General features: G+C 66.1%; 27 protein-coding genes. 11 read left to right on the top strand and 16 right to left on the bottom strand.

Features of this window, described 5'->3' with window-relative positions; translation table 11 throughout:
• Positions 1–29: 29 nt before the first annotated feature.
• The 7 genes from QTI04_RS09355 to QTI04_RS09325 all read right to left on the bottom strand — a co-directional run bounded on the left by QTI04_RS09355 (position 30) and on the right by QTI04_RS09325 (position 5,438).
• Entirely contained in the window at positions 30–239 is a 210-nt protein-coding gene (locus QTI04_RS09355) for a DUF2970 domain-containing protein (protein ID WP_286601273.1), read from the bottom strand.
• The gene (locus QTI04_RS09350; protein ID WP_286615252.1) at positions 236–868 is read right to left on the bottom strand and encodes a cytochrome c oxidase assembly protein; all 633 of its coding nucleotides are present in this window, start codon (positions 866–868) and stop codon (positions 236–238) included. Before QTI04_RS09350 ends, QTI04_RS09355 begins: the two co-directional genes overlap by 4 nt.
• Before the next feature lie 8 nt (positions 869–876).
• The gene (locus QTI04_RS09345) at positions 877–987 is read right to left on the bottom strand and encodes a cytochrome oxidase small assembly protein (protein ID WP_214682983.1); all 111 of its coding nucleotides are present in this window, start codon (positions 985–987) and stop codon (positions 877–879) included.
• 13 nt (positions 988–1,000) lie between these two features.
• Positions 1,001–2,638 carry a cytochrome c oxidase subunit I gene (ctaD, locus tag QTI04_RS09340; RefSeq protein ID WP_286601267.1) on the bottom strand — a complete coding sequence of 546 codons (1,638 nt, stop codon included), beginning with the start codon at positions 2,636–2,638 and terminating at the stop codon, positions 1,001–1,003.
• A 41-nt stretch (positions 2,639–2,679) separates the two neighbouring features.
• The gene (coxB, locus tag QTI04_RS09335; RefSeq protein WP_286615250.1) at positions 2,680–3,858 is read right to left on the bottom strand and encodes a cytochrome c oxidase subunit II; all 1,179 of its coding nucleotides are present in this window, start codon (positions 3,856–3,858) and stop codon (positions 2,680–2,682) included.
• Positions 3,859–3,924: 66 nt separating this feature from the next.
• Entirely contained in the window at positions 3,925–4,401 is a 477-nt protein-coding gene (locus QTI04_RS09330) for a DUF2244 domain-containing protein (protein WP_286567805.1), read from the bottom strand.
• Positions 4,402–4,523: 122 nt separating this feature from the next.
• A complete protein-coding gene (locus QTI04_RS09325) occupies positions 4,524–5,438 on the bottom strand; it encodes a biotin synthase (RefSeq protein ID WP_286615249.1) in 915 nt (304 codons plus the stop codon).
• 22 nt (positions 5,439–5,460) lie between these two features.
• Between QTI04_RS09325 and QTI04_RS09320 the strand changes: the two genes are divergently transcribed.
• Entirely contained in the window at positions 5,461–6,177 is a 717-nt protein-coding gene (locus QTI04_RS09320; RefSeq protein WP_286615247.1) for a ComF family protein, read from the top strand.
• A 21-nt stretch (positions 6,178–6,198) separates the two neighbouring features.
• The gene (gene trmL, locus QTI04_RS09315) at positions 6,199–6,660 is read left to right on the top strand and encodes a tRNA (uridine(34)/cytosine(34)/5-carboxymethylaminomethyluridine(34)-2'-O)-methyltransferase TrmL (protein ID WP_286615246.1); all 462 of its coding nucleotides are present in this window, start codon (positions 6,199–6,201) and stop codon (positions 6,658–6,660) included.
• Between the two features lie 96 nt (positions 6,661–6,756).
• Here trmL and QTI04_RS09310 read toward each other — a convergent pair whose 3' ends face one another.
• Together QTI04_RS09310 and QTI04_RS09305 are read right to left on the bottom strand one after the other, a co-directional pair.
• Positions 6,757–7,215: a MaoC family dehydratase gene (locus QTI04_RS09310; protein ID WP_286601262.1), complete on the bottom strand. Its 459-nt coding sequence runs from the start codon at positions 7,213–7,215 to the stop codon at positions 6,757–6,759.
• A gap of 82 nt (positions 7,216–7,297) precedes the next feature.
• Positions 7,298–7,918 (bottom strand): ParA family protein, encoded by a 621-nt coding sequence (locus tag QTI04_RS09305; RefSeq protein ID WP_286601261.1) that lies wholly within the window; start codon positions 7,916–7,918, stop codon positions 7,298–7,300.
• A 67-nt stretch (positions 7,919–7,985) separates the two neighbouring features.
• Here QTI04_RS09305 and QTI04_RS09300 point away from each other — a divergent pair, with 67 nt between their 5' ends.
• Entirely contained in the window at positions 7,986–8,627 is a 642-nt protein-coding gene (locus QTI04_RS09300; protein WP_286615373.1) for an NAD(P)H-dependent oxidoreductase, read from the top strand.
• A gap of 2 nt (positions 8,628–8,629) precedes the next feature.
• Positions 8,630–10,474: a glutathione-regulated potassium-efflux system protein KefC gene (kefC, locus tag QTI04_RS09295; RefSeq protein ID WP_286601259.1), complete on the top strand. Its 1,845-nt coding sequence runs from the start codon at positions 8,630–8,632 to the stop codon at positions 10,472–10,474.
• A gap of 9 nt (positions 10,475–10,483) precedes the next feature.
• Here kefC and QTI04_RS09290 read toward each other — a convergent pair whose 3' ends face one another.
• A complete protein-coding gene (locus tag QTI04_RS09290; RefSeq protein ID WP_286601257.1) occupies positions 10,484–11,353 on the bottom strand; it encodes an amidohydrolase family protein in 870 nt (289 codons plus the stop codon).
• 117 nt (positions 11,354–11,470) lie between these two features.
• On the opposite strand from QTI04_RS09290, the gene QTI04_RS09285 reads away from it, so the two are divergent.
• Genes QTI04_RS09285 through QTI04_RS09260 form a run of 6 tightly spaced genes read left to right on the top strand, consistent with a single transcriptional unit; the run spans position 11,471 to position 18,261 of the window.
• A complete protein-coding gene (locus tag QTI04_RS09285) occupies positions 11,471–12,244 on the top strand; it encodes a crotonase/enoyl-CoA hydratase family protein (protein ID WP_286601256.1) in 774 nt (257 codons plus the stop codon).
• Between the two features lie 26 nt (positions 12,245–12,270).
• Complete coding sequence (locus QTI04_RS09280) at positions 12,271–14,181, top strand: feruloyl-CoA synthase (protein WP_286601254.1); 1,911 nt, start codon at positions 12,271–12,273, stop codon at positions 14,179–14,181.
• 21 nt (positions 14,182–14,202) lie between these two features.
• Complete coding sequence (locus tag QTI04_RS09275) at positions 14,203–14,967, top strand: SDR family NAD(P)-dependent oxidoreductase (protein WP_286601253.1); 765 nt, start codon at positions 14,203–14,205, stop codon at positions 14,965–14,967.
• A 42-nt stretch (positions 14,968–15,009) separates the two neighbouring features.
• Complete coding sequence (locus tag QTI04_RS09270; protein ID WP_286615245.1) at positions 15,010–15,999, top strand: Bug family tripartite tricarboxylate transporter substrate binding protein; 990 nt, start codon at positions 15,010–15,012, stop codon at positions 15,997–15,999.
• A 14-nt stretch (positions 16,000–16,013) separates the two neighbouring features.
• Complete coding sequence (locus QTI04_RS09265; RefSeq protein WP_286615244.1) at positions 16,014–17,738, top strand: acyl-CoA dehydrogenase family protein; 1,725 nt, start codon at positions 16,014–16,016, stop codon at positions 17,736–17,738.
• A gap of 40 nt (positions 17,739–17,778) precedes the next feature.
• Positions 17,779–18,261, top strand: coding sequence for a MarR family winged helix-turn-helix transcriptional regulator (locus QTI04_RS09260; protein WP_286601250.1), 483 nt, complete (start codon positions 17,779–17,781; stop codon positions 18,259–18,261).
• A gap of 16 nt (positions 18,262–18,277) precedes the next feature.
• Here the strand turns inward: QTI04_RS09260 and QTI04_RS09255 are convergent, their stop codons facing one another.
• From QTI04_RS09255 to QTI04_RS09245, 3 genes are all read right to left on the bottom strand, one after another.
• The gene (locus QTI04_RS09255) at positions 18,278–18,655 is read right to left on the bottom strand and encodes a hypothetical protein (protein WP_286615243.1); all 378 of its coding nucleotides are present in this window, start codon (positions 18,653–18,655) and stop codon (positions 18,278–18,280) included.
• A 15-nt stretch (positions 18,656–18,670) separates the two neighbouring features.
• The gene (locus QTI04_RS09250) at positions 18,671–18,889 is read right to left on the bottom strand and encodes a hypothetical protein (RefSeq protein ID WP_286601247.1); all 219 of its coding nucleotides are present in this window, start codon (positions 18,887–18,889) and stop codon (positions 18,671–18,673) included.
• A gap of 64 nt (positions 18,890–18,953) precedes the next feature.
• Positions 18,954–19,712: a sulfite exporter TauE/SafE family protein gene (locus QTI04_RS09245; protein WP_286615241.1), complete on the bottom strand. Its 759-nt coding sequence runs from the start codon at positions 19,710–19,712 to the stop codon at positions 18,954–18,956.
• A 43-nt stretch (positions 19,713–19,755) separates the two neighbouring features.
• Here QTI04_RS09245 and QTI04_RS09240 point away from each other — a divergent pair, with 43 nt between their 5' ends.
• Positions 19,756–20,700 carry an ornithine cyclodeaminase family protein gene (locus tag QTI04_RS09240; protein ID WP_286615240.1) on the top strand — a complete coding sequence of 315 codons (945 nt, stop codon included), beginning with the start codon at positions 19,756–19,758 and terminating at the stop codon, positions 20,698–20,700.
• A 3-nt stretch (positions 20,701–20,703) separates the two neighbouring features.
• Here QTI04_RS09240 and QTI04_RS09235 read toward each other — a convergent pair whose 3' ends face one another.
• From QTI04_RS09235 to pcaF, 3 genes are all read right to left on the bottom strand, one after another.
• Positions 20,704–21,708 (bottom strand): tripartite tricarboxylate transporter substrate binding protein, encoded by a 1,005-nt coding sequence (locus QTI04_RS09235; protein ID WP_286601243.1) that lies wholly within the window; start codon positions 21,706–21,708, stop codon positions 20,704–20,706.
• Between the two features lie 11 nt (positions 21,709–21,719).
• A complete protein-coding gene (locus QTI04_RS09230) occupies positions 21,720–22,718 on the bottom strand; it encodes a tripartite tricarboxylate transporter substrate binding protein (RefSeq protein WP_286601241.1) in 999 nt (332 codons plus the stop codon).
• Positions 22,719–22,851: 133 nt separating this feature from the next.
• On the bottom strand, positions 22,852–24,057 hold the full coding sequence (pcaF, locus tag QTI04_RS09225) for a 3-oxoadipyl-CoA thiolase (RefSeq protein ID WP_286601240.1): 1,206 nt from the start codon (positions 24,055–24,057) through the stop codon (positions 22,852–22,854).
• Between the last annotated feature and the right edge of the window lies 1 nt (position 24,058).

Here is a 24,058-nt window from a genome sequence, read left to right as displayed (position 1 = left end):
CTCGATTCAAATTCTGTGGGACATGTTCTTCAGGATGCGACAACCCAGCGCACGACCAAGATCAGGCCGCCGACGAACAGCATCACGGCAATCAGGCCGACCGCAATGATGTGCAGCGGGTTGAGCTTGGAGACGTCGTCCTGGAAAGCACTGTTCTTGCGCACGCCGAAGAACGACCAGCCCACGGCCCTGGCCGTCCGCCAAAGCGAGCCCTTTTGCGGCGCTTGCGGCGCGGTCACGAGCGCGGCTCCGTCACTGCCGGCACGATGGCCGAATTGGCGGCCACCGGTGCCGAGGGCGTCTTGCCGCCCACCTCGAAGAAGGTGTACGACAGCGTGATCGTCTTGACGTCCTTCGAGATCTTCGGATCGATCACGAAGGCGACCGGCCACTGCTTCTTCTCGCCCGCGTCGAGGGTGTACTGGTTGAAGCAGAAGCATTCGAGCTTGTTGAAATACGGCGCGGCCTGTTGCGGCGCGTAGCTCGGAATGGCCTGAGCGGCCATCCGGCGGTTCTGCACGTTCTGGAACTCGTACATCACCGTGTTGAGCTGGCCCGGATGCACCTGCATCGACCGCTGCTCGGGCTTGAAGTCCCACAGCCCGCGCACATTGGCATCGAACTCCACCGTGATCGTGCGGCTCATGTCGACCTGGGTGTTGTCGGGCAGGCGCACCTTGTCGCCGCCGGACGCACCGCCCGGCACCTGCAATTCGGACAGGGCCAGGATGTTGATGCCGGTCATCTCGCAAATGGCCCGGTACATCGGCACCAGCGCATAGCCGAACGCGAACATCCCGGCCGCGACAACGGCCAGCTTGCCGACCATGCGGACGTTTTCGCGACGAATGCGTTGACCGATGCCCATGAGCCTGCCTAACGGCCGAACCAGACCATGCGGACGATGAAGCCGATGAAGAACAGCACGGCGATGGAGGCCAGCGTGAGCCCCATGCGCCGATTGTTCCTTTTCTGTTCGGGTGTCATGTCGCTATGCGCTTCAGCCGATCACCTTGGTCGCGGTGGCGTCCAGCTTGGGCGGGGTTTCGAAGGTGTGGAACGGAGCGGGCGATGGCACTTCCCATTCGAGCCCTTCGGCAGCTTCCCAAGGCTTCTGCGGGGCCTTCTCGCCCTTGCCCATCATCGTGGGGAGCACGATGAAGACGAAGAAGTAGACCTGCGCAAGGCCGAAGGCGAACGCGCCCACGGTGGCGACCGCATTGAAGTCTGCGAACTGCATCGGGTAGTCGGCGTAGCGACGCGGCATGCCGGCGAGGCCCAGGAAGTGCATCGGGAAGAAGGTGACGTTGAAGGCAATCAGCGACCACCAGAAGTGGATCTTGCCGCGCGCTTCGTTGTACATCACCCCGGTCCACTTCGGCGCCCAGTAGTAGTAGCCGGCGAACATCGCGTACAGCGAACCGGCCACCAGCACATAGTGGAAGTGGGCCACGACGTAGTAGGTGTCCTGCAGTTGGGTGTCGATCGGCGCGACCGCGAGGATCAGGCCGGTGAAGCCACCCATCGTGAACACGAAGATGAAGCCCACCGCGAACAGCATCGGCGTCTCGAAGGTCATCGAGCCCTGCCACATGGTCGCAATCCAGTTGAAGATCTTCACTGCCGTCGGCACGGCGATCAACATGGTCGCGTACATGAAGAACAGCTGGCCGGTCAGCGGCATGCCCGTCGTGAACATGTGGTGCGCCCACACGATGAACGACAGGATCGCGATCGACGAGGTGGCGTACACCATCGAGGCGTAGCCGAAGAGCTTCTTGCGGGCGAATGCCGGCACGATCTGGCTGACGATGCCGAAGGCCGGCAAGATCATGATGTACACCTCGGGGTGGCCGAAGAACCAGAAGATGTGCTGGTACATCACCGGGTCGCCGCCGCCGGCGGGATTGAAGAAGCTGGTGCCGAAGTGGCGGTCGGTCAGCGTCATCGTGATGGCGCCTGCGAGCACGGGCATCACGGCGATCAGCAGGTAGGCGGTAATGAGCCAGGTCCAGCAGAACATCGGCATCTTCATCAGCGTCATGCCGGGCGCGCGCATGTTGAGGATGGTCACGATGATGTTGATCGAGCCCATGATCGACGAGGCGCCCATGATGTGCATCGCGAAGATGCCGGCGTCCATCGAGGGGCCCATCTGCAGCGTGAGCGGGGCGTAGAGCGTCCAGCCGGCGGCGGGTGCACCGCCCGGCATGAAGAACGAACCCACCAGCATCAGCGCTGCCGGGATCAGCAGCCAGAAGCTGAAGTTGTTCATGCGCGCGAACGCCATGTCGGATGCGCCGATCTGCAGCGGGATCATCCAGTTCGCGAAGCCCACGAAGGCCGGCATGATCGCACCGAACACCATGATCAGGCCGTGCATGGTCGTGAACTGGTTGAACAGTTCGGGGTTGACCAGTTGCAGACCGGGCTGGAACAGCTCGGCGCGGATCAGCAGCGCCAGGACACCCCCGACCATCAGCATGGTGAAGGAGAACAGCAGGTACAGCGTGCCGATGTCCTTGTGGTTGGTCGCGAACACCCAGCGGCGCCAGCCGGTCGGCGCGTGGTGGTGATCGTCGTGGGCATGGTCGCCGTGGCCGGGTGCGTGGCCGTGGGGATCGAGGACTGCGCTCATCTTGGTATTCCTTGCAAACTCTTCGTCGTGGGGGCGGCGGCTTACTTGCCGCGCTCCGCCAGCACTTCAGCCGGCTGCACCAGTTGACCCGTCTTGTTCGACCAGCTGTTCTTGGTGAAGGTCACCACGGCGGCGATGTCGGTGTCGCTCAGTTGCTTCCATGCAGGCATGGCGCCGTTGTTCTGGCCGTTGAGCACCACGTGGAGTTGAAGCTTGTGGTCTGCGTTGAGCACGATCGCCGCGCCGTCGAGCGGCTTGATGGGGCCCGCGCCCTTGCCGTTGGCCTGGTGGCAGGCCGCGCAGTTGGCGGCGTAGACCTTTTCGCCGCGAGCCAGGATTTCCGGCAGCGTCCAGACCTTGTTCGGATCGTCCTGCTTGGCAGCGGCTTCCTTGCGCTTGCCGTCGACCCAGGCGGTGTAATCGGCCTTGGCGAGCACCTTCACGTGGATCGGCATGAAGGCGTGTTCCTTGCCGCAGAGCTCCTGGCACTGGCCGTAATAGTCGCCCACCTTCTCGGCGCGGAACCAGGTATCGCGGACGAAGCCGGGGATCGCATCCTGCTTGATGCCGAACTGCGGCACGGCGAAAGCATGAATCACGTCATTGGCCGTCGTGATGATGCGCACCTTGGTATCGACCGGCACGACGAGGGGGTTGTCGACCTTGAACAGGAAATTGTCGGGCACGTCGCCCCGGGCACCGGCGTCGGACAGCGCGCGGTGCGAACTGTCGAGGGTCGAGATGAAGCCCAGTCCTTCGCCTTCGCCCTTGAGGTAGTCGTAGCCCCACTTCCACTGGTAGCCCGTGACCTTGATCGTGAGGTCGGAATTGGTGGTGTCCTTCTGGGCCACCAGCACCCGGGTCGCCGGAAGGGCCATCAGGATCACGATGATGAAGGGCACGATGGTCCAGATGACCTCGACCACCACCGACTCGTGGAAGTTGGCCGCCTTGTGGCCGACCGACTTGCGGTGCTTCCAGATCGAATAGAACATGACGGCGAACACCGCCACGAAGATCACGGTGCACAGGATCATCATCACCGTGTGCAGGAAATGCTGCTCTTGCGCGATCTTGGTGACACCCGTCGGAAGATTCAGCTGACGTACGGATGGCCCGCCGGGCAGGTCATTGACTGCATGCGCCGCGCCGCTGAACGCCGCACCGGCCGCCAGCAGCAGATTCGCCGGCCAGATCTTGTTCCGCCAATTGCTCTTCATCGTGTTCACTTCTTCATTTCCTGTTAACCCCACCGGTCCCCACGGTGCCGCATTGCGCCTGCCCCCTCAGGCACTGCGCAATGCCATGCGAATCTCGCGCGCCAACGCCGCGCGCAACTCCGGGCGCACATAGCGCCCCACCCTGACCGAACGACCTTGACCCGAAACCTCGATCAGCGAACGATCGCTGTCCTGAGGCTCGACCCGCACCTGGTGCGGCAAGAATTCCGTGCGCTCATAGTGCCCACCGTTCTCGAGCTCGACCACCAACCGACCACCCTGCAAGGCGATCTTTTCGCCATCGGTCGCGTGCCGTGCATACAGCACGAACGCGAAACCCACCGCGGCGAGTTCGAGCCAGGCAAACGGCAGCACGAGTCGTGCGCCGTTCAGCCAGAAGACGGTTCCGATGCCAAGAGACACCACGCAGAGCGACGCGTAGAGCCAGCCAAGCTGGCTCGGCGTGACCGAGCAGTTGCGCTTCAGGAACCAATGGATGCTCTGGCCTGAAACAGTGGCAAAACGAAACACGGAATTCGACACGGGCGAGTTCAGCAAATCGGTGCGTCGATCGCTGTCAAACCCATGTCCGACAGGCCTCGATCACGGGACAATACCCGGGAGTTCACGCAGCGCCGGATTGTAGCGGGTCACGCAACAATCACTCACAGGCCTTGGCGACTGCGTTGAAGCATCTCTCGCATCTCGCGCAGGGACACGGCACTTTCAATGGAAACGGCCACCCGCGGGGCCGGTTTGAAAGCGTGGCCGTAGATGATTTCGAAGGTCAACGCGATCTGGCCGCTGCCATCTTCGGCGGGGGCAAGTTCGGGCAATGCATCCGCCAGTGCGCTGCGCCAGGTCTTGCCTCGCAAGGCCGGGAAACGCCCGGGATGCAGGTTGCGCCCGAGTGCGCGCAACTCCGCCAGTGCGGCATCGGCATTGGGCCAGGTAAGCACGATGCGTTCCATATCCATCACCGGCTCTGCGAAACCGGCGCCGACCAGCATGTCGCCCCAATCGTGCATGTCGGTGAACTCGTGGCTGGCGGGCGGCCAGCCGAAGCGTCGGTGCATCGCCCGCAGTTCCATCAGGGTGTCGGGGCCAAAGCACGAGAACATCAGGAAGCCGTCGGTGGCCACCCGTCGATGCCACTCGCCGATCAGCGTTTCCGGGTCGGACGCCATGTGGAGCGCCATGTTGGCCCAAAGCAGATCCACGCCTTCTTCCGGAGGCGCGTCGAAGCTGGGCTGCGAGCCTTGCCACCGCCGGGCCGACCACCACGGCGCGGCAAGCGCCTTGCCGGTCGGCGGGACCAGCGCGGCTTCCGGCTCGATCACGAAGGATGCGGCGTCACGGTAGCGACGCGCAACCAGCGCGTGCGCCTCCAGGCCGCCGCGCAGCGGCGCCCAGTCCGCCCAGTGGCGCGGCTTGGCCTTGATCCATTGCAGCCGGTCCTCCATGCGACGACCGACCTCCTCATGCAGCCAGGGAGATTCCGGTCCCGGCGCGAGTCGCGCCCATCGCGCAGCCGCCGTGGCGTCGATGGTCGGCGGGCGGTGTGCGGGCTCGGTGGACATGTGGCGCTCAGTATATTGAGGGATGCTCAGCCATTGGATCGACCGGCCTTTCTGGGGCCTGCTCAAGCGCCTGCCCAGCCAGTGCGTCGTTTGCCGCGCGTGGCCGGCGCAACCGGTGTGCGATGCGTGCGTGGCGCGCTTCGCGCCGCCGACATCGCGCTGCGCGACCTGCGCGCTGCAAGTTCCCGACGGCGTTTCGCGGTGCGGCGAGTGCACGCGGGCGCCCCCGCCGCTCGATGCGTGCCTCGCGGCCTGCACCTATGCCTGGCCGTGGCCCGAATGCATCGCGGAGTTCAAGTTCCGGGGCGATGCGGGACGGGCCGCGCCGCTTGCGACGCTGCTGCGCAGCGCGCCGTGGGTCGAGCCCGCACTCGAGAAGGCGGACATCGTGCTGCCGATGCCCCTCGCGCCGGCCCGACTACGCGAACGCGGCTTCAACCAGGCGCACGAAATCGCACGGCGACTGGCCCCCGGGAAGACCGACGCCACCTTGCTGCTGCGAACGCGGGAAACCCCGGCCCAAAGCGGGCTGACGCGGGCCGAACGCCTGCGCAACCTGCGGGGAGCCTTTGCCCTGGAGCCGCTACGCTCTGCCGCCGTCCGGGACCGCCGGGTCGTGCTGGTCGACGACGTGATGACCAGCGGCGCATCCCTCTTCGCCGCGGCTCAGGTGTTGCGCGTGGCCGGTGCGTCGCACGTCACGGCCATCGTCCTCGCTCGCACGGAGGCACCCGGCTGAGCGCCGTCGACAATCAGCGCCATGTTTCACATCGTCCTCGTCGAACCCGAGATCCCGCCCAACACCGGCAACGTCATCCGGCTGGCCGCCAACACCGGCTGCACCCTACATCTGATCGAACCGCTCGGCTTCTCGATGGACGACCGGCTGCTTCGCCGCGCCGGCCTGGACTATCACGAGTACGCCAAAGTCCTGCGACACCGCGACTGGCAGGCGCTGCTCGACGCCGAGCGCCCCGCGCCGGAACGGATGTTCGCGCTCACGACGCGCGGCACGCGGGCGGTGCACGACGTCACCTTCCGCCCTGGCGACTGGCTCGTCTTCGGCTCGGAGACGCGCGGCCTCGCGCCGGAACTGCGCGAGGGCTTTCCCGCCCCGCAGCGGCTTCGCCTCCCGATGAAAGAAGGCCAGCGCAGCCTCAACCTGTCCAACGCCGTGGCCGTGACCGTCTTCGAAGCCTGGCGCCAGAACGACTTCCAATAAGAGAGGTCAGCCTGCCCTTTCCGTGAACCACCGGCCGGGGATAGGCGGCTACACGAAGTGAGCAAGCCTGGGGGCGAGCCAAGGGATAGGGGCGAGCTACGGGTACCTGCGAACGACTGACTCGGCGACACAGGCCGGCTTGGGCGAACCTTCGAGCTCGATGGTGGTTTCCCAGGTCATCTGAAAGCCGTCATTGGGAATCGATTCCGAGGTCAGGAGCTTCATCCGTCCCCGCACGCGCCCCCCGACCGGCACCGGTGCCATGAAGCGGACGCGGTTCAGGCCGTAGTTCACTCCCATGCGCGACTCGACGACGCTCATGGCCGTTTCATAGATGCGCGGCAACAAGGACAAGGTCAGAAAGCCATGGGCGATCGGTGCGCCGAAGGGTCCGGCCTTGGCCTTTTCAACGTCCACGTGAATCCACTGGTGATCCCCGGTGGCCTCGGCGAACAGGTTGACCTGTTCCTGCGTGACGGTGATCCAGTCGCTCACGGCGACTTCCTGGCCGACGCATGCGGCGAGATCCTGGAGGGTCTGAAAGGTCTTTTTCATGCGATTCACTTTATCGGGGTGGTGTCGTCGCGCCTGTCCACGCCGCGACATGGGCATCAGGGGAAAACCTGAATGGCGCCCCTCAAGCGTCCAGCCAACGCTGAATCGGCTCCCATTGCTCCAGATCGCGCTGCACGCGGCCAGGCGCGATATCGAACAGCGTGAGTCCGCGGGCCGCGAGTTGGACGTAGTTTTGCGTGTCCCGGAGCTCACCGAGCACGGGCACGTCGAGCCCCGAAACGAACTCGCGCAGCCGGTCGGCCGCGAGCGTGCGGGCGTCCACGCGCATGCCGACCAGGGCGACCTTCGTCTTGTCGGCACGGCCGTGCGACAGCAGCTTGTCCAGGAAGTCACGTGTCGCGTAGATATCGAAGATGCTGGGCTGCAAGGGCACCAGCACCTTGTCGGCCAGCGCCACCACATCCTTGAAGCGGGCACCGTGCAATCCGGCGGGCGTGTCGATGACGGCGTGCGTCGTTCCGCGTGGCGGCCGCACGACGTTGCCGTCCTCGGAGGCGACCCAGCTCCGGATCTCGCGCGCCTGCGGCGTCCGCAGGTTGAGCCACAGCCGCGACGACTGCTGGCGGTCGATGTCACCCAGCATCACCGGGTGGCCACGGCTTGCGAAATAGCCCGCGATGTTGGTTGCGAGCGTGGATTTGCCAACTCCGCCTTTGGGATTGGCGACCAGGACCACCGGCATGTGAGGCTCCTCGAGACTGACGACAGGCGCCATGGTAGCCGTGCACGGAGTGCGCTATGTTCGCGGCATGCCGACAACAACAAGCACGGAAAGCGCCGCCCCTCGGATCTACGTGATCGCCGCGCACCCACATTGGCGAGACTCGCGCGTCAACCTCCAGTTGCTGAAAGCTGCTCAGGCCGTGCCGGGTGTCGACGTCAACGATCTCTACGACACCTACCCCGATTACGCGATCGACGTGAGCACCGAGCAGGCCCGCCTCGCCCGTGCCGACCTGCTGGTCCTGCTCCACCCGATCCAGTGGTATTCGATGCCGGCGCTGCAAAAGCTCTGGCTCGACGACGTACTCGGCTATGGATGGGCCTATGGCACCGGCGGGCACGCGTTGGAGGGGAAGGACTTCTGGCTGGTCGCGACCACCGGCGGCCCCGAGACGAGCTACCACCCGCAAAGCTACAACCGTTACTTCTTCGACGCCTTCCTGCCGCCCTACGAGCAGACCGCCGCGCTCTGCGGCATGCGCTTTCTTCCGCCTCTGCTGTTTCACGGCGCGCGCAGCGCCCCGGCCAACGAGGTCGCGGCGCACGTCGCCGTGTTCAAGGACCGGCTCTCGAGCTACCCGAACTGGCCCGAACTCGAAGACCTGGATGCCTGCGTGAGCTGCCCCGTGCCCGAGGTCGACAGGCCCGTCACCCACGGGGAGGCCTGATCGTGGAACACGCCCCCGGCTGGCTCATCAATTCCCTGATCTACCTCGGCGCCGCGGTGCTCGTGGTGCCGTTGTCGAAGGCGCTCGGGCTCGGCTCGATCATCGGCTACCTCGCCGCCGGCATCGCCATCGGGCCCTGGGGGCTCGGGCTCGTGACCAACGTCGAGGACATCCTGCACTTCGCCGAGTTCGGCGTGGTGCTGATGCTGTTCCTGGTCGGGCTCGAACTCGAGCCCAAGCGGCTGTGGAGCCTGCGCCAGCCAATCTTCGGCTGGGGTTCGGCGCAGGTGCTGGGTTGCGCCGCAGTGCTGTTCCTGGCCGGCTGGGCGGCGGGCGCCAACTGGCGCGTCGCGCTGGTAGCGGCACTGGGACTGGCCCTGTCATCGACCGCGATCGCGTTGCAGGTGCTGGGCGAGCGCAACCTGCTGCTGACATCCAGCGGGCAAGCCGGCTTCTCGATCCTGCTGTTCCAGGACGTGGCTGCGATTCCGATCCTGGCGCTTCTCCCGCTGCTGGCGGTCGGCGCCGATGCCGGTGACGGCATCACTGGCCTCGACCGCACGCTGGAAGGTCTGAAGATCGTCGCCGTCATCGGCGGCATCGTGCTCGGCGGGCGTCTGGCCCTGCGCCCGCTCCTTCGCTGGATCGCTCGCAGCAACACGCCCGAGATCTTTACCGCCGCCGCGCTCCTGCTGGTGGTCGCCATCGCCGCGCTGATGCAATTCATCGGCCTCTCGATGGCGCTGGGCGCCTTCCTCGCCGGGGTGCTGCTGGCGGAGAGCGAATACCGCCGCGAACTCGAAACCGACATCGAACCCTTCAAAGGCCTGCTGCTCGGTCTCTTCTTCATCGCGGTCGGCATGAGCATCGACTTCGGCGTGCTCCTTGCCCAGCCGGGGCTCATGGCGGTGGTGGTGGTCGGCTTCATGCTGCTGAAGTTCGGCGTGATCTACGCGCTGGGCAAGCTGATGGGCATTCCCTACCAGCAGCGGCCCGTGTTCACGCTGCTGCTGGCGCAGGGCGGCGAATTCGCATTCGTCGTGTTCCAGGCCGCCGGACCCGACGTGCTGCCGCGCGGCGTCGCCTCTTTCCTGATTGGCGCGGTCGCGCTGTCGATGCTGATTTCTCCGCTCTTGCTGGTCGCGCTCGACAAGTGGGTTCTGCCGCGCTACAGCGCCGCAGAACCGACAACGATGGAGGAAATCTCCGAGCAGCAGGATGCCAAGGTCGTCATCTGCGGCTTCGGCCGCTACGGGCAGATCATCGGTCGCATGCTGAGCGCACAGGGACTCAAGATCACCGTGCTGGACCATGACCCGGACACCATCGAAAGCCTGCGCGAGTTCGGCTTCGGCGTCTTCTACGGCGATGCGACGCGGCTCGACCTCCTGCGCACCGCCGGCGCAGGCACGGCCAAAGTGCTGGTGATCGCAGTCGACGACATGGAGCAATCGCTCGAAATCGTGGACCTGGCGCAAAAGCACTTTCCGAACGCCAGGATCGTCGCGCGCGCACGCAACGTGGCCCACCTTTACCAGTTGCTGGATCGAAAGGTCGAGTTCATCGAACGCGAAGTCTTCGAGTCGTCGTTGCGAAGCGCCCGATCGGTGCTAGAAGGGCTCGGCTGGCCTGCGCACGAAGCGCGCGAAACCGCGATGCGCTTCCGGCGTCGCAACATCGAGCTCATGCACGAAACCTACCCGCACTACAAGGACCGCGCCAAGCTGATCGCGGTCGCGAAGGAAGGCCGCCAGCAGTTCCAGGAGCAGATGGCGCGCGAACGCGAGGAGCGGCGCCAGCGCTCCAGCCTGGACTGGGATCGCGCCGAGGAAGAAAAGTCGCAGTAGTGCGCGGATCTACGACTGGTCGAGCTTGAGCAGGCGAACCGCGTTGCCCTTCAGGATGCCGGGCATCACCTCGGGCTTGAAGCCGGCGTCCTCGAAATCCTTGAGCCAGCGGTCGGGCGTGATCAGCGGGTAGTCGCTGGCGAACAGCACGCGGTCCTTCAGCAGCGTGTTGGCGTATTGCACCAACTGCTTCGGAAAGTACTTGGGGCTCCAGCCCGACAGGTCGATCCAGACGTTGGGCTTGTGCGTCGCCACGCTCAGCGCCTCGTCCTGCCACGGGAAACTCGGGTGCGCCATGACGATCTGCATATCGGGGAAGTCGATGGCGACGTCGTCCAGGTGCATCGGGTTGCTGTATTCGAGACGGAGTCCGCCGCCGCAGCGCATGCCCGAGCCGATGCCGCTGTGGCCGGTGTGGAACACGGCCGGCAGCCCGTATTCGTTGATGACCTCGTAGATGGGCCACGCCATCTTGTCGTAGGGGTGGAAGCCCTGCACCGTCGGATGGAACTTGAAGCCCTTGACGCCGTGCTCCTCGATCAGCCGACGGGCTTCGCGCGCGCCCATCTTGCCCTTGTGCGGATCGATGCTGGCAAAGGCGATCATGATGTCGGGGTTCTTCTGCGCCGCCTCCGCGATTTCCTCGTTCGGGATGCGGCGGCGGCCCATGTTCGACTCGGCATCGACCATGAACATCACCAGGCCGATCTTGCGCTCGCGGTAGTAGTCGATGCTTTCCTGGATGGTCGGGCGGCGGCTCGAGCGGAAGTACTTGTCGGCCGCCCGGTCGTATTCTTCGCCGTAGTTGTCGAAGGGGTTCCAGCAGCTCACTTCGGCGTGTGTATGAGTGTCGATCGCGATCAGGTTCTGGTGGTCCATGGTCATTTGTCTCCAGGCGGTTTGCGGCTTAGGGTAAGTCCTCATGTCGCACCCTGTCGTGCGGCTTGAATTGATTATTTTTCATAACCATAATCGATCGTACTCCGGAATGCAATCATGAACCACACCGACCTCCAGCTCGAACTCCAGGGCGACATCGCCATCATCCGCCTCACGCGCGGCGCCAAGCGCAATGCGCTGTCGGATGCGCTGATCCTCGCGCTGCGCCATACCTTCGAGAATTTGCCGTCCACGGTGCGTGCAGCGGTCATCGACGGCGAAGGCCCGCACTTCTGCGCCGGGCTGGACCTTTCCGAACTCCAGGAACGCGATGCCGGCCAGGGGCTGCAGCACTCGCGCATGTGGCATGCGGCGCTCGATTTGGTGCAATACGGCCCGGTGCCGGTGATCGCGGCGCTCCACGGCGCGGTGGTCGGCGGCGGCCTCGAACTCGCCAGCGCCTGCCACATCCGTGTGGCCGACGCGACCACCTTCTACGCGCTGCCGGAAGGCTCGCGCGGCATCTTCGTCGGCGGCGGTGGCTCGGTGCGCATTCCCAAGCTGATCGGCGCGGCGCGCATGACCGACATGATGATGACCGGCCGCGTCTACAACGCCGAAGAAGGCGAGCGCGCCGGCTTCGCGCAGTACCTCGTCCCCGAAGGCTCGGCCTTCGAGAAGGCGGTCGAACTCGCAAAGCGCGTGGCGACCAACGCGCCACTTACCAACTACGCGCTGATGCATGCCCTGCCACGCATCGCCGAGCAGCCGGCCGACCATGGCTTCTTCACGGAAGCGCTGATGGCCGGCATTGCGCAAAGCGCGCCCGACGCCAAGGAGCGCGTGCGCGCATTCCTTGAAGGCAAAGCCGCCAAGGTGCAGAAGACCTGAACCTCACTCGACGATCCGAGGACCCCATGCAAGCCACCCGCCCCGCCGCAGCCCTGCCCCGCTATCGCCCCCTGGAGTTTGGCGTGCGCCACGTCAGCCTGCGCGAAGGCGCATCCGGCGTGCGCTACCTCGAAGCGACCCACCCACTCGGCGACTACGCCGAGCGCATCACCGACCGCCTCATGCACTGGGCCGAGGTCGCGCCGGACCGCAGCTTCATGGCGCGCCGCGAGCAGTTGCCCGACGGCAGCACCGGCGAGTGGCAGCACCTGAGCTATTCGCAGGCGCTGCAAGGCGCGCGCCGCATCGGCCAGGCCCTGCTCGATCGCGGCCTGAGCGCCGAACGGCCGGTGATGATCCTGAGCGAGAACAGCCTGGAGCACGCGCTGCTGTCGCTCGGCTGCATCTACGCCGGCATCCCCTACTGCCCTGCCTCGCCCGCCTATTCCACGGTCAGCCAGGACTACGACAAGCTGCGCCATGTCTTCGACACGCTGACACCAGGCCTGGTGTTCGCCAGCGACGCCTCGCGCTTCGGACGCGCCATTGCCGCGGTCGTGCCGAAGGACGTCGAGATCGTGGTGCACCGCGGCTACGGTGGCGAGGGCGACACGGGCAAGGCGTCGCCCGAGCTTGCCGGCCGCCAGCTCACCTCTTTCGACAGCCTGCTCGCCACCCCCGCGACGCCGGCCGTCGATGCCGCCATGGCGGCCACCGGCCCGGACACGATCACCAAGTTCCTGTTCACCTCGGGCTCGACCAAGATGCCCAAGGCGGTCATCAACACGCAGCGCATGTGGTGCGCGAACCAGGTGCAGATCGCCCAGTCGCTGCCAGCACTGGCCGAGGAGCCGCCGGTGCTCATCGACTGGCTGCCGTGGAACCACACCTTCGGCAGCAACCACAACGTCGGCATCACGATCTATCACGGCGGCACGCTCTACATCGACGACGGCAAGCCGACGCCGGCGGGCATGGCGGAGACGCTGCGCAACCTGCGCGAGATCGCGCCCACGGTTTACTTCAACGTGCCGACCGGCTTCGAGGCCATCGCACAAGCGATGCAGACCGATGCGCAACTGCGCAAGACGCTGCTCTCGCGCGTTCGCATGTTCTTCTACTCGGGCGCCGGGCTGGCCCAGCCCGTGTGGGACCTGTTGCATGCCATCCAGGAAGCCGAAATCGGCGAGCGCATCGTCATGGCCACCGGCCTCGGCATGACCGAATCGGGCCCCTCCGCCATGTTCATCAACAGCCCGAACGTGCGGGCCGGCGACGTTGGCGTGCCGACCCCTGGCATGACGCTCAAACTGATCGAGGTCGACGGCAAGACCGAGGTGCGCTATCGCGGCCCCAACGTCACGCCCGGCTACTGGCGCTCTCCGGAAGCCACGCGCGAGGCCTTCGACGAAGAAGGCTTCCTCTGCACCGGCGACGCTGTGCAGTGGATCGACGAGGCCGACATCCACCGTGGCCTGCGCTTCGACGGCCGCATCGCGGAAGACTTCAAGCTGGCGACTGGCACCTTCGTGAGCGTCGGCCCGTTGCGCGCGAAGGTCATCGCAGCTGGCGCACCCTACGTTCAGGACGTGGTGCTGACCGGCATCAACCTGAAGGAAGTCGGTGCACTGGTCTTCCCGACGCAAGCCGTGCGCGCGCTCGCCGGCCTTCCGCCCGACGCAGCGATGAAGGACGTGGTCGAAAGCGCACCCGTGCAGGCTCAGATCCAGCAACTGCTCGACACGCTCGCCGCATCGAGCACGGGCAGCGCCAATCGCATCGCGCGCGCGCATGTCGTTTCCGAACCGCCCTCGATCGACAAGGGCGAAGTGACCGACAAGGGGTCCATCAACCAGCGCGCCGTGCTCAAGCACCGTGCCGCTCTGGCCGACGCCCTGCATGACGACACGCTTCTTTTCACGCTGAAGCCCCGATAAATCCACCAGGAGACACAAGCCATGAACATTCAAGGACAAGCCGCACTCGTGACCGGCGGCGCATCCGGCCTCGGAGAAGCCACGGCGCGCGAACTGGCGCGGCTCGGCGCCAAGGTCGCGGTGCTCGATGTCAATGCCGCGCTGGCCGAAAAGGTCGCCGGTGAAATCGGCGGCATCGCCTGCGTCTGCGACATCACGCAGGCCGACAGCGTCACGGCCGCGCTCGACAAGGCTGAAGCCGCGCACGGCCCCGCGCGCATCCTCATGAACGTGGCCGGCATCGGTAGCGCCAAGCGCATCGTCGGCAAGGACGGCAACCCCGCACCGCTCGAAGACTTCGTGCGCGTGGTCAACGTCAACCTCATCGGCGCCTACAACATCAGCCGACTCTATGCAGCGCGCTGCGCCAAGCTCGAACCGGTCGAAGGCGGCGAGCGCGGCGTGATGATGTTCACCGCCTCGGTCGCGGCCTTCGACGGCCAGGTCGGGCAACAGGCCTACAGCGCATCGAAGGGCGGACTGGTCGGCATGACCCTGCCTATGGCGCGCGACCTCGCGCAGCACGGCATCCGCGTGTGCACCATCGCACCGGGCCTGTTCGCGACGCCGCTGCTCAAGGAACTGCCGGAGCCCATCCAGCAATCGCTGGCCGCGTCGATCCCCTTCCCGCCGCGGCTGGGCAAGCCCTCGGAGTTCGCCGAACTGGCCTGCCACATCGTGACCAACGGCCACCTCAACGGCGAGGTGATCCGGCTGGACGGCGCGCTGCGCATGGCGCCGCGCTGAGCCTGAATATCCCATTTCAACGAAGAACCCAGGAGACATGACATGACCACCCGACGCCACTTCGTCCAGACTCTCAGCGCGGCCACCGCCCTCGGCGCGCTGCATCCGTTGGCCGCGCTCGCGGAAGCGCTCAACCAAGTGAAGATCCTGTACGGCTTCCCGGCCGGCAGCGCTGGCGACAGCGTCGCGCGGCGCGTCGGCGACAAGCTCGGCAACACCGCGTTCACCAAGAACGCGGCCGTGGTCGACAACCGGCCTGGCGCCGGCGGCCGCATCGCGCTCGAAGCGCTCAAGACATCGCCGGCCGACGGCTCGGTGCTTGCGGTTTCCCAAGCCTCGGCGCTGTCGACCTATCCGCACATCTACAGCAAGCTCAACTACACGATCAGCGACTTCGCGCCGATCTCGATCGGTGCCGTCATGACGCACGGCCTGGCAGTGGGTCCGATGGTGCCGGCGGAAGTGAAGACGCTGAAGGACTACATCGCATGGGCGAAGGCCAATCCGAAGGATGCCAGCTACGGTTCGCCGGGCGCAGGATCGACACCGCACTTCCTGGGTGCTCTGCTGGGCCTCAACAGCGGCACGGAACTCAAGCACGTCCCGTACCGCGGCTCGCTGCCTGCGGTGAACGACGTGGTCGGCGGACAGATCGCTTCCAGCATGACGCCGGCCGGCGACTATCTCCCCTTTGCCAAGGCCGGCAAGTTGCGCGTGCTCGCCACCTCGGGCAACAAGCGGGCACCCTACTTCCCCGACGTGCCCACGTTCGCGGAGCAAGGCTTTCCTGAAATCGTCGCCGAGGAATGGTTCGGCTTCATTGCACCGGCGAAGACACCCGCCAGCGTGATCACTGCCGCCAACGCGGCGATCACCACCGCGTTGAAGGATCCGGCCATCGTCGAAGGCCTCTTCGCGGTCGGCCTCGTCGCGCAAGGCTCGACACCCGAGGAAATGAAGAAATCCATCCAGAGCGAGTACGAGCGCTGGGGTCCGCTGGTCAAGAAGATCGGCTTCACGGCCGAGTCTTGACGCGCCGACTTGCGATGAACTACCAGCCTCGCCCCGATGACGTGAGCTTCTTGTTGGACACGGTGCTCGGTGCCCCTCCGCGTCTGCGTGCCTTGCCACCGTTCGCGGAGGTCGATGACGCGCTGCAGGCGCAGGTCCTCGACGAGGCCGGCAAGTTCGTCGCCGAAGTCATCGCGCCATTGAACCGGACCGGCGACGAGGTCGGTTGCCGCTTCGTCGACGGCCAGGTCGTCACGCCACCGGGTTTCCGCGAGGCCTATGGCGCCTTCGTCGAAGGCGGCTGGCCCGCACTCTCCGCCGCCACCGAAGACGGCGGCCAGGGCCTGCCCGCCGTGCTCGAAGCCGTTCTGTTCGAATGGCTCAGCGCGGCCAACCACGGGCTCACCATGGCGCCGGGCTTGCTGCATGGCGCCTACGAATGCCTCAGGCACCACGGCAGCAATGAAATGAAGGAGCGCTACCTGTCGAAGATCGCCACCGGCGAATGGCTCGCGACCATGTGCCTCACCGAAGCCCATGCCGGCAGCGACCTGGGCCAGGTGCGCACGCGCGCTGTCGCGCAGGCCGACGGCAGCTATCGGGTGGCCGGCGGCAAGATCTTCATCTCGGGCGGCGAGCACGACCTCACCGACAACATCATTCATCTGGTGCTGTGCCGCTTGCCCGACGCCCCGGCCGGCCCCAAGGGCCTCTCGCTGGTGCTCGTGCCCAAGGTGCTGCCCGACGGTTCGCGCAACGCGGTGCATTGCGAGCGCATCGAGGAAAAGATGGGCCTGCACGGCAGCTCGACCTGCGCGATGCGCTTCGACGATGCCACCGGATGGCTGATCGGCGAACCCAATCGCGGCCTCGCCGCGATGTTCGTGATGATGAACGCGGCGCGCCTGCACGTCGCGCTGCAAGGCATCGGCCTGCTCGACGCGGCATGGCAAAAGGCCGACGCCTATGCGCACGAACGGCGCCAGATGCGCGCCCCCGGCCCGACACCTGCCAGCCGTGGCGGCGAGGCGGGCGACCTCGTGGTCGAGCATCCGGCCATCCGCCGCATCCTCGACAGCCAGCGCGCCTGGATCGACGGTGCCCGCGTGATCGCGTACCGCACTGCCGTCCAGCTCGACGTGGCACGCCACGACACCGATCCCAAGGTGCGCGAGCGCGCCCAGCGCTGGTGCGCGCTCATCACGCCTGTCCTGAAGGCTGCCTGCACACAGCAGGCCTTCCAGGGCGCGAGCGAATGCCTGCAGGTCTTCGGCGGCCACGGCTATGTGCGCGAATGGGGCATCGAACAGGTCGTGCGCGATTCGCGCGTGACGATGATCTACGAGGGCACGAACGAGATCCAGGCCATCGACCTGCTGGTGCGCAAGGTGCTGGCCGATGGCGGCACCGGCATGTCGGCCGTGCTGATCGAACTGCGCGACGAACTCGACGCCTCGCGCGAGATCGACGCCGACGTGCAGCGCCGTCTGGCGCAATTGCGCTACCTCACCACCACGATCGCGATGGCGGCGCACGCCGATGCGGCGCTGCCCTTCGAGGTCGCCGACGACTACCTGCGCGTCGTGATGCTCACCCTGCTCGCCTGGGCCTGGGCGCGCATCGAACACGCTGCGCCTGGCGACGCCCGGTGGTCCGCTCCTGCTGCGGCCTTCCGTCGCTGGGCACTGCCGGAGTTCGAGATGCGGCTCGGCATCGTCAAGCGGGCCTGCGAGTCGGTCACCGCACAGACCGTCGCCTGAGAGTCTCCCGACGGCCCTGAACGCAGTTACGCTCGGGGTCATGGCAGTCTCCCGCAAGAAATCCATTCCCACGGCCCCCACCCAGGCGCCGCGATCCGATCGGCTGGACACCCGCGTGCTCGAAGCGCTCGTCGGCTATAACGCCCGCCGCGCGTGGCTGATCGTCAGCCAAGTGTTCGCGGAGCGCATGGCTGCCTACGGGCTCAAGCAGGTCGACTTCTCGGTGCTGTCGCTGCTGGCGCACAACCCGGGGGCCACATCGCGACAACTGTGCTCCACGCTGGACATCCTGCCGCCCAACCTGGTGAGCCTGATCGCCGGCATGGACAGCCGCGGGCTGATCGAGCGCCGACCCCATCCGCATGACGGCCGCGCCATTGGCCTCTACCTGACGCCGGCCGGCGAGGAACTGGTGCGCGAGGCCGAGCAGACGGTGGTGCAGCTCGAAGCGGACGCCAGCGCGCGGCTGACCTCACGCGAGCGCGAGACGCTGATCCGCCTGTTGCAGAAGATCTACCACTAGCCGAGCCTCGGAGGGGCTAGAAGCGCTCGGTGAGCACCAGCACTTCGTCCACGGCGCCGACGATCAGCTTCGGATCGGGGTAGTACAGCTCGCCATTGAAAGCCTGGCGAGAAAAGGCGCTGCGCGCGTCCGTATAGCGCGCCTTCGCAGCCACGAAACCCTTGCGCCGCCAACCCGGCTGCACGGCTTCGAGGTGTGCCCAGTGCTCGGGACCGAGCGAGGGGCACAGCGGAATCGGCCTGGCACGCTCACGCAGAAGAAGTTCTCGCGCCTCGCGCGTGATCGGATCGAACTCGCGGGCCTTGTCGCGCCGACGCGCCAGAAGATTGGAAAGAAAGGTCGCGCCGAAGAGGCTCAACAGCGCGAGGCCGATTCCGAAGTCGATGGAGATCATGCGTGCACGCGCGCGTCACCAGAACTTCCACCACGGCGCCGGATTCGGCGACGCCGCCGGCGGCAGCGTTTGCAGTCCCGTGTCGCGGATGCGGCGGCGCTGCTCCGCCTCGAGTGCCTGGGCCAGGCGATGCGCGAGTTGGTCACCCTGCATGGCGCGGATGCGCCACTCCGACGCGAGGTTCTGGAGTTCGTCGTCCTGGAGAGCGGCGGGCGTCGTTGACGGTGCAGGCATGGCGAAATTCTGCACACGCCCGGGAATCGCGGCAATCGTAGAGGTTTGCATTACATCGTCTGGATCAGGCGATGAATCCGTCCCAGGTCAGCTTGAGTCCCGTCAGCAGCATGCCGAGGTAGACGAAGCGATAGAACCAGACGGGATCGATGCGGCGGGCGATGCGAATGCCCACCCACACACCCAGCGGCGCGATCGGCAGCAGCACGAGCGAGGTCGCCATGTTGCGCCAGTCGAGCAGGCCCAGCCATGCATAGGGCACCCACTTGCTCAGGTTCACGACGAAGAAGAAGTAGGCCATGGTCGCCGTGTAGGCCACCGGCGAGAGCCGCAGCGGAACGACGTACGCGGTAACCGGCGGCCCGCCTGCATGCGCGATGAAGCTGGTGAAGCCGCTGATGGTCGTCAGCACCGCGCCGGCCGTCTTCGACGGCAAGGGGTCGCTCGGCCGCGGCGGGAACAGCACCCGCTGCGCGAGGAACAGCAGCGTGAAGACGCCGACGATGCCCGCCACCGCGTGCGCCGGCAGCACCTTGAAGAGAAGCGTCCCGATCACCGTGCCTACAAGACCGCTGGGAATGAGAAACAGCAAGAGCCGGCGATCGAAGTCCCGGCGAAAGGCCGCGATGCCCAGCAGATCCATCAACAACAGCACCGGCATCAGGATAGCCGCCGCCTCCGGCACGGTGACGGCCAGCGCCATGAGCGGAACAGCGAGAGAGCCGAAGCCGGCGCCGAAGCCGCTCTTGCTGACGCCGAGCATGAGCACGGCGGGAACGGCGACTGCATAGAAATGCAGGTCGGTGATGATGGGGAGATTCAAAACGAAGCGGGACGCAGCTGCGGGAAAGCTACATTGTCCACGCATGAAGATCCTCGACGCCGACCAGACCCGCGCACATCTGAACTTTGAACGACTCGTTCCCGCATTGCGCGACGCTTTTGCCGGCGACGCGACGGTGCCGCCACGCCATGTGCACGCCGTGGAAGCCGGCAGCGACCGGGGCACCGTGCTGATCATGCCGGCGTGGAGCGACGCCGGCTACCTCGGCATCAAGACCATCAACATCTTCCCCGGCAACGGCGCACGCGGCTTGCCTGGGCTGCATGCGACCTATGTGCTGTACGACGCGCACACGGGCGTGCCGCTGGCGCAACTCGATGGCAACGAGATCACGGCCCATCGAACGGCCGCGGCGTCGGCGCTGGGTGCGTCGTACCTCTCGCGCAAGGATGCATCCACGCTGCTGGTACTCGGCACCGGACGTGTCGCGCGCCTGCTGCCGGCCGCGCATGCGAGCACGCGCTCGATCCGCAAGGTACGCGTCTGGAACTACCGGCCCGAGGGCGCGCGAGCACTGGCAACCGAATGGCGACACGCGGGTTGGGATGCGGACGCCGTCGAAGACTTGGCCGCCGGGGTGCGCACCGCCGACATCGTGAGCTGCGCGACGCTCGCCACCGCACCGCTGGTTCGCGGCGAGTGGCTCGCGCCCGGATCGCACCTCGACCTGATCGGCAGCTTCACACCCGCGATGAAGGAGGCCCATCCCTCCTGCTTCGCCGATGCGCGTGTGTTTGTCGACACAGAAGAGGCGCCGACCAAAGCCGGAGACCTGCTCGATGCATTCGCCGCGAATGCGCTCACGCCGGAAGGCATCCAGGCGACGCTGGCGCAGCTCTGCCGGGGCGAGCGACCCGGCAGGCTCTCGCCTTCGGAACGCACCGTGTTCAAGGCCGTCGGCAGTGCGCTCGAAGACCTCGCCGCAGCGACCCTCGTATGGCAAGGCGCCGCATCGGAAGCCGGATGAAGCTCACTCCACGGTGGCACCGGAGACCTTGATGATCTCGGCCCACTGGGCGCTCTCCTTGCGGATCAGCGCCGCGTACTCGGAGCTCCCGCCCAGGAGAGGCACCGCGCCTTCGACGCCGAGCCTCGATTGGAACTCTTCGGTCGCCGCGACCTTGAGCATCTGGCCCGACAGTTCCTTGACGAACGCTTGGGGCGTACTGCGCGGCGCGAGGATGCCGTAGGTCAAGGTGCTCTCGAACTTCGCGAGGCCCTGCACGCCGGACTCCGCCACGGTCGGCACATCCGGCAACGACGGCAGCCGCTTGCTTCCAGTGACAGCCACCGCGCGCAGGCGCCCGCTCTTGACCAGCGCCAATGCAGGCGGGATGACGCTGAACATCATCTGTACCTGCCCGCCCACCAGATCGGTCAACGCAGGCGCCGTGCCCTTGTAGGGGATATGGCTGATCTTCGCGCCGCCCTTCTGCCCGAACATCTCGCCGGTGAGATGACCACCGGTGCCGCTCCCGCTGGATGCGTAGTTGATCTTTCCGGGCTCTGCCTTCGCGGCGGCCACAAGATCGGCCACCGTCTTCACCGGCGAGCTTGCCGGGACGACCAGCAGCAAGGCCGAAGACGCGAACATCGCGACCGGCACGAGGTCCTTCTGCGTGTCGTACTTCAGCTGCCTGTAGAGCGCGGGGTTGATCGACACCGTGCCCGAATGCCCCAGCAGCAAGGTCGTGCCGTCCGGCGCGCTTCTCACCACGTATTCGGTGCCGAGGTTGCCGCCCGCACCGGGCTTGTTCTCGACCACGACGCCCTGATTGCGAAGCTCGCCGAGGCTCTTGGCCATCTGGCGCGCGAACACGTCGTTGCCGCCACCGGGGGTGAACGGTACGACGATACGGATCGGCTTGTTCGGAAATTGCTGTGCGCTGGCCGTGAATGGCAGCAAGGCATCGGCCGCCAGCGCGAAGGCGGCAAGACCGAGTTGACGACGCGACGATAGCGATCTGAAGGTCATTGGGAAGACGCCTAGTCGAGCGAGACGTTGGCCTTGCGGATCACGTCGCCAAAGCGCTGCGTTTCGCTCTGGACGAACTGGTTGAACTGATCGCGCGTCTGCGGGAAGGGCTCGTAGCCGAAGCTCTTGAACTTTTCCAGCACGTCCGGTTCCGCGAGTGCCTTCTCGATGTCGCGCTTGATCTTGTCGGTGACCGCCGCCGGCAGGCCCTTGGGCGCTGCGATGGCGTTCCAGCCGGTGACTTCGAAGCCCTTCGGACCGCCCGACTCAGCCACCGTCGGCACGTCCGGGAACGCGGAGACGCGCTGGGGTGCAGCCACCGCCAGGAAGCGCACCTTGCCCGCGCGCTGCAGCGGCCCGGCCGTGGCGCTGCTGCCGAGCGCGAAGGCCAGTTCACCGGTGGCGACCGAGGTGTAGAGCTGCGTCGTTTCCTTGTAGATCACGTGCTCCATCTGTGTGCCGGTGGCCGATTCGAACAGTTCCGACCCCAGGTGCACGGGATTGCCGACCGACCAGGAACCGTAGTTCAGCTTGCCGGGATTCGCCTTGGCGTCGGCGATCAGATCACCGACCGTCTTGTACTTGCTGTTGGTCGGCACCGTGAAGAAGAAGTAGGTCTTGAACAGCGGCAGCAGCGTGTCGAAGTCCTTGCCCGCGTCGTAGGGCAGCTTCTTGAACAGCGCCGGATACGCGGCCAGGTGCACGTTGTCGAGCACGATCAGGTCATGCCCGTCCTTGGCGCCGCGCTTGAACGCGTCGATCGCGATGAAGCCATTGCCGCCCGGCCGGTTCTCGACCACCACCGGTTGCCCCCAGGATCGCGACAGCTTGTCCGCGACGAGACGTGCAACGCCGTCCGGGCCGCCACCCACGGGAAACGGCGTGATGATGCGCACCGGCTTGGTCGGGAACTGCTGCGCGCTGGCCGTGACCGGCAGCAAGGCGGCAGCCGCGAGCGCAAGCGCTGCGACACCGAGTTGACGACGCTGGGAAGGCAATCTGAAGAACATGAAATTTCCTTGGGCATCGAGGCCCGTGAACGAGTGAAGAAAACTGAGGCGCGCGGCGGCCTGCAGGCACGCACACGCGGCAAGGCCCGGACACACGCGACGCGCGCCCAGGCCTGCGGATGGAATCAGACGATCAGACGCGCTCGAGGATGACCGCGATGCCCTGCCCCACGCCGATGCACATCGTGCACAGCGCGTAGCGGCCGCCGCCCTTGTGGAGCTGGTTGATGGCGGTGGTGGCAAGACGCGCACCGCTGGCGCCCAGCGGGTGGCCCAGTGCGATCGCGCCGCCGTTGATGTTGACGCGCGCGTCGTCGTCCTTCAGACCGAGCAGGCGCAGCACGGCGAGGCCCTGGGCGGCGAAGGCTTCATTGAGTTCGATCACGTCGATCTGATCGAGCTTCAGGCCGGTGAGCTTGAGCACCTTCTCGGTCGCGGGCGCCGGGCCGATGCCCATGACGCGCGGCGGCACGCCGGCCGTCGCCATACCCACGACGCGAGCACGCGGCGTGAGGCCGTACTTGGCCGCATTCGCTTCGTCGGCGAGCAGCAGCGCAGCGGCGCCGTCGTTTACGCCGCTGGCATTGCCGGCCGTCACGCTGCCGTCGGGGCGAACCACGCCCTTGAGCTTGGCGAGCGCTTCCAGGCTGGTGTCGCGCGGATGCTCGTCCTTGGAGACCACGATCGGATCTCCCTTCTTCTGAGCCACGGTGACCGGCACGATCTCCGCATCGAAGAAGCCCGACTTCTGCGCAGCGACTGCACGCTGCTGCGATGCGAGCGCCATGCGGTCCTGCGCCTCACGCTCGATCTTGTAGTCGGTCGCGACGTTCTCCGCCGTCTCAGGCATCGAGTCGACGCCGTACTGAGCCTTCATCAACTTATTGACGAAGCGCCAGCCGATGGTGGTGTCGTACACGGCGTTAGCGCGGCCGAAGGCGCTTTCGGCCTTGGGCATCACGAAGGGTGCGCGGCTCATGCTCTCGACGCCGCCGGCGATCATCAGGCCGGACTCGCCCGCCTTGATGGCGCGGGCCGCGGTGCCGACTGCATCCAGCCCCGAACCGCACAGGCGGTTGATGGTGCCGCCACCGACTTCGAGCGGCAAGCCCGCGAGCAGTGCGGACATGCGAGCGACGTTGCGGTTGTCCTCGCCCGCCTGGTTGGCGCAGCCGAAGAGCACGTCGCTCACGGCTTGCCAGTCGACATTCTTGTTACGTTCCATCAGGGCCTTGAGCGGCACTGCGCCCAGGTCGTCAGCGCGCACGCTGGAGAGCGAACCGCCGTAGCGGCCGAAGGGGGTGCGAACGGCGTCGCAGATGAAGGCTTGGTTCGTCATG

It is taken from the genome of Variovorax sp. J22R115, assembly GCF_030317005.1.
Classification (GTDB): domain Bacteria; phylum Pseudomonadota; class Gammaproteobacteria; order Burkholderiales; family Burkholderiaceae_C; genus Variovorax.
Note: the sequence above shows the minus strand (reverse complement) of the source record. Positions and strands in the feature narration are given on the sequence as shown.

Coding starts and splice junctions, on each gene's coding strand:
- QTI04_RS09320 (WP_286615247.1), top strand. CDS start 5,461: ATGCTCAGCCATTGGATCGACCGGCCTTTCTGGGGCCTGCTCAAGCGC.
- QTI04_RS09345 (WP_214682983.1), bottom strand. CDS start 987: ATGACACCCGAACAGAAAAGGAACAATCGGCGCATGGGGCTCACGCTG.
- QTI04_RS09290 (WP_286601257.1), bottom strand. CDS start 11,353: ATGGACCACCAGAACCTGATCGCGATCGACACTCATACACACGCCGAA.
- QTI04_RS09275 (WP_286601253.1), top strand. CDS start 14,203: ATGAACATTCAAGGACAAGCCGCACTCGTGACCGGCGGCGCATCCGGC.
- QTI04_RS09285 (WP_286601256.1), top strand. CDS start 11,471: ATGAACCACACCGACCTCCAGCTCGAACTCCAGGGCGACATCGCCATC.
- QTI04_RS09325 (WP_286615249.1), bottom strand. CDS start 5,438: ATGTCCACCGAGCCCGCACACCGCCCGCCGACCATCGACGCCACGGCG.
- QTI04_RS09250 (WP_286601247.1), bottom strand. CDS start 18,889: ATGCCTGCACCGTCAACGACGCCCGCCGCTCTCCAGGACGACGAACTC.
- pcaF (WP_286601240.1), bottom strand. CDS start 24,057: ATGACGAACCAAGCCTTCATCTGCGACGCCGTTCGCACCCCCTTCGGC.
- QTI04_RS09350 (WP_286615252.1), bottom strand. CDS start 868: ATGGGCATCGGTCAACGCATTCGTCGCGAAAACGTCCGCATGGTCGGC.
- ctaD (WP_286601267.1), bottom strand. CDS start 2,638: ATGAGCGCAGTCCTCGATCCCCACGGCCACGCACCCGGCCACGGCGAC.
- coxB (WP_286615250.1), bottom strand. CDS start 3,858: ATGAAGAGCAATTGGCGGAACAAGATCTGGCCGGCGAATCTGCTGCTG.
- QTI04_RS09240 (WP_286615240.1), top strand. CDS start 19,756: ATGAAGATCCTCGACGCCGACCAGACCCGCGCACATCTGAACTTTGAA.
- QTI04_RS09270 (WP_286615245.1), top strand. CDS start 15,010: ATGACCACCCGACGCCACTTCGTCCAGACTCTCAGCGCGGCCACCGCC.
- QTI04_RS09230 (WP_286601241.1), bottom strand. CDS start 22,718: ATGTTCTTCAGATTGCCTTCCCAGCGTCGTCAACTCGGTGTCGCAGCG.
- QTI04_RS09255 (WP_286615243.1), bottom strand. CDS start 18,655: ATGATCTCCATCGACTTCGGAATCGGCCTCGCGCTGTTGAGCCTCTTC.
- QTI04_RS09260 (WP_286601250.1), top strand. CDS start 17,779: ATGGCAGTCTCCCGCAAGAAATCCATTCCCACGGCCCCCACCCAGGCG.
- QTI04_RS09235 (WP_286601243.1), bottom strand. CDS start 21,708: ATGACCTTCAGATCGCTATCGTCGCGTCGTCAACTCGGTCTTGCCGCC.
- QTI04_RS09300 (WP_286615373.1), top strand. CDS start 7,986: ATGCCGACAACAACAAGCACGGAAAGCGCCGCCCCTCGGATCTACGTG.
- QTI04_RS09265 (WP_286615244.1), top strand. CDS start 16,014: ATGAACTACCAGCCTCGCCCCGATGACGTGAGCTTCTTGTTGGACACG.
- QTI04_RS09310 (WP_286601262.1), bottom strand. CDS start 7,215: ATGAAAAAGACCTTTCAGACCCTCCAGGATCTCGCCGCATGCGTCGGC.
- trmL (WP_286615246.1), top strand. CDS start 6,199: ATGTTTCACATCGTCCTCGTCGAACCCGAGATCCCGCCCAACACCGGC.
- QTI04_RS09280 (WP_286601254.1), top strand. CDS start 12,271: ATGCAAGCCACCCGCCCCGCCGCAGCCCTGCCCCGCTATCGCCCCCTG.
- QTI04_RS09305 (WP_286601261.1), bottom strand. CDS start 7,918: ATGCCGGTGGTCCTGGTCGCCAATCCCAAAGGCGGAGTTGGCAAATCC.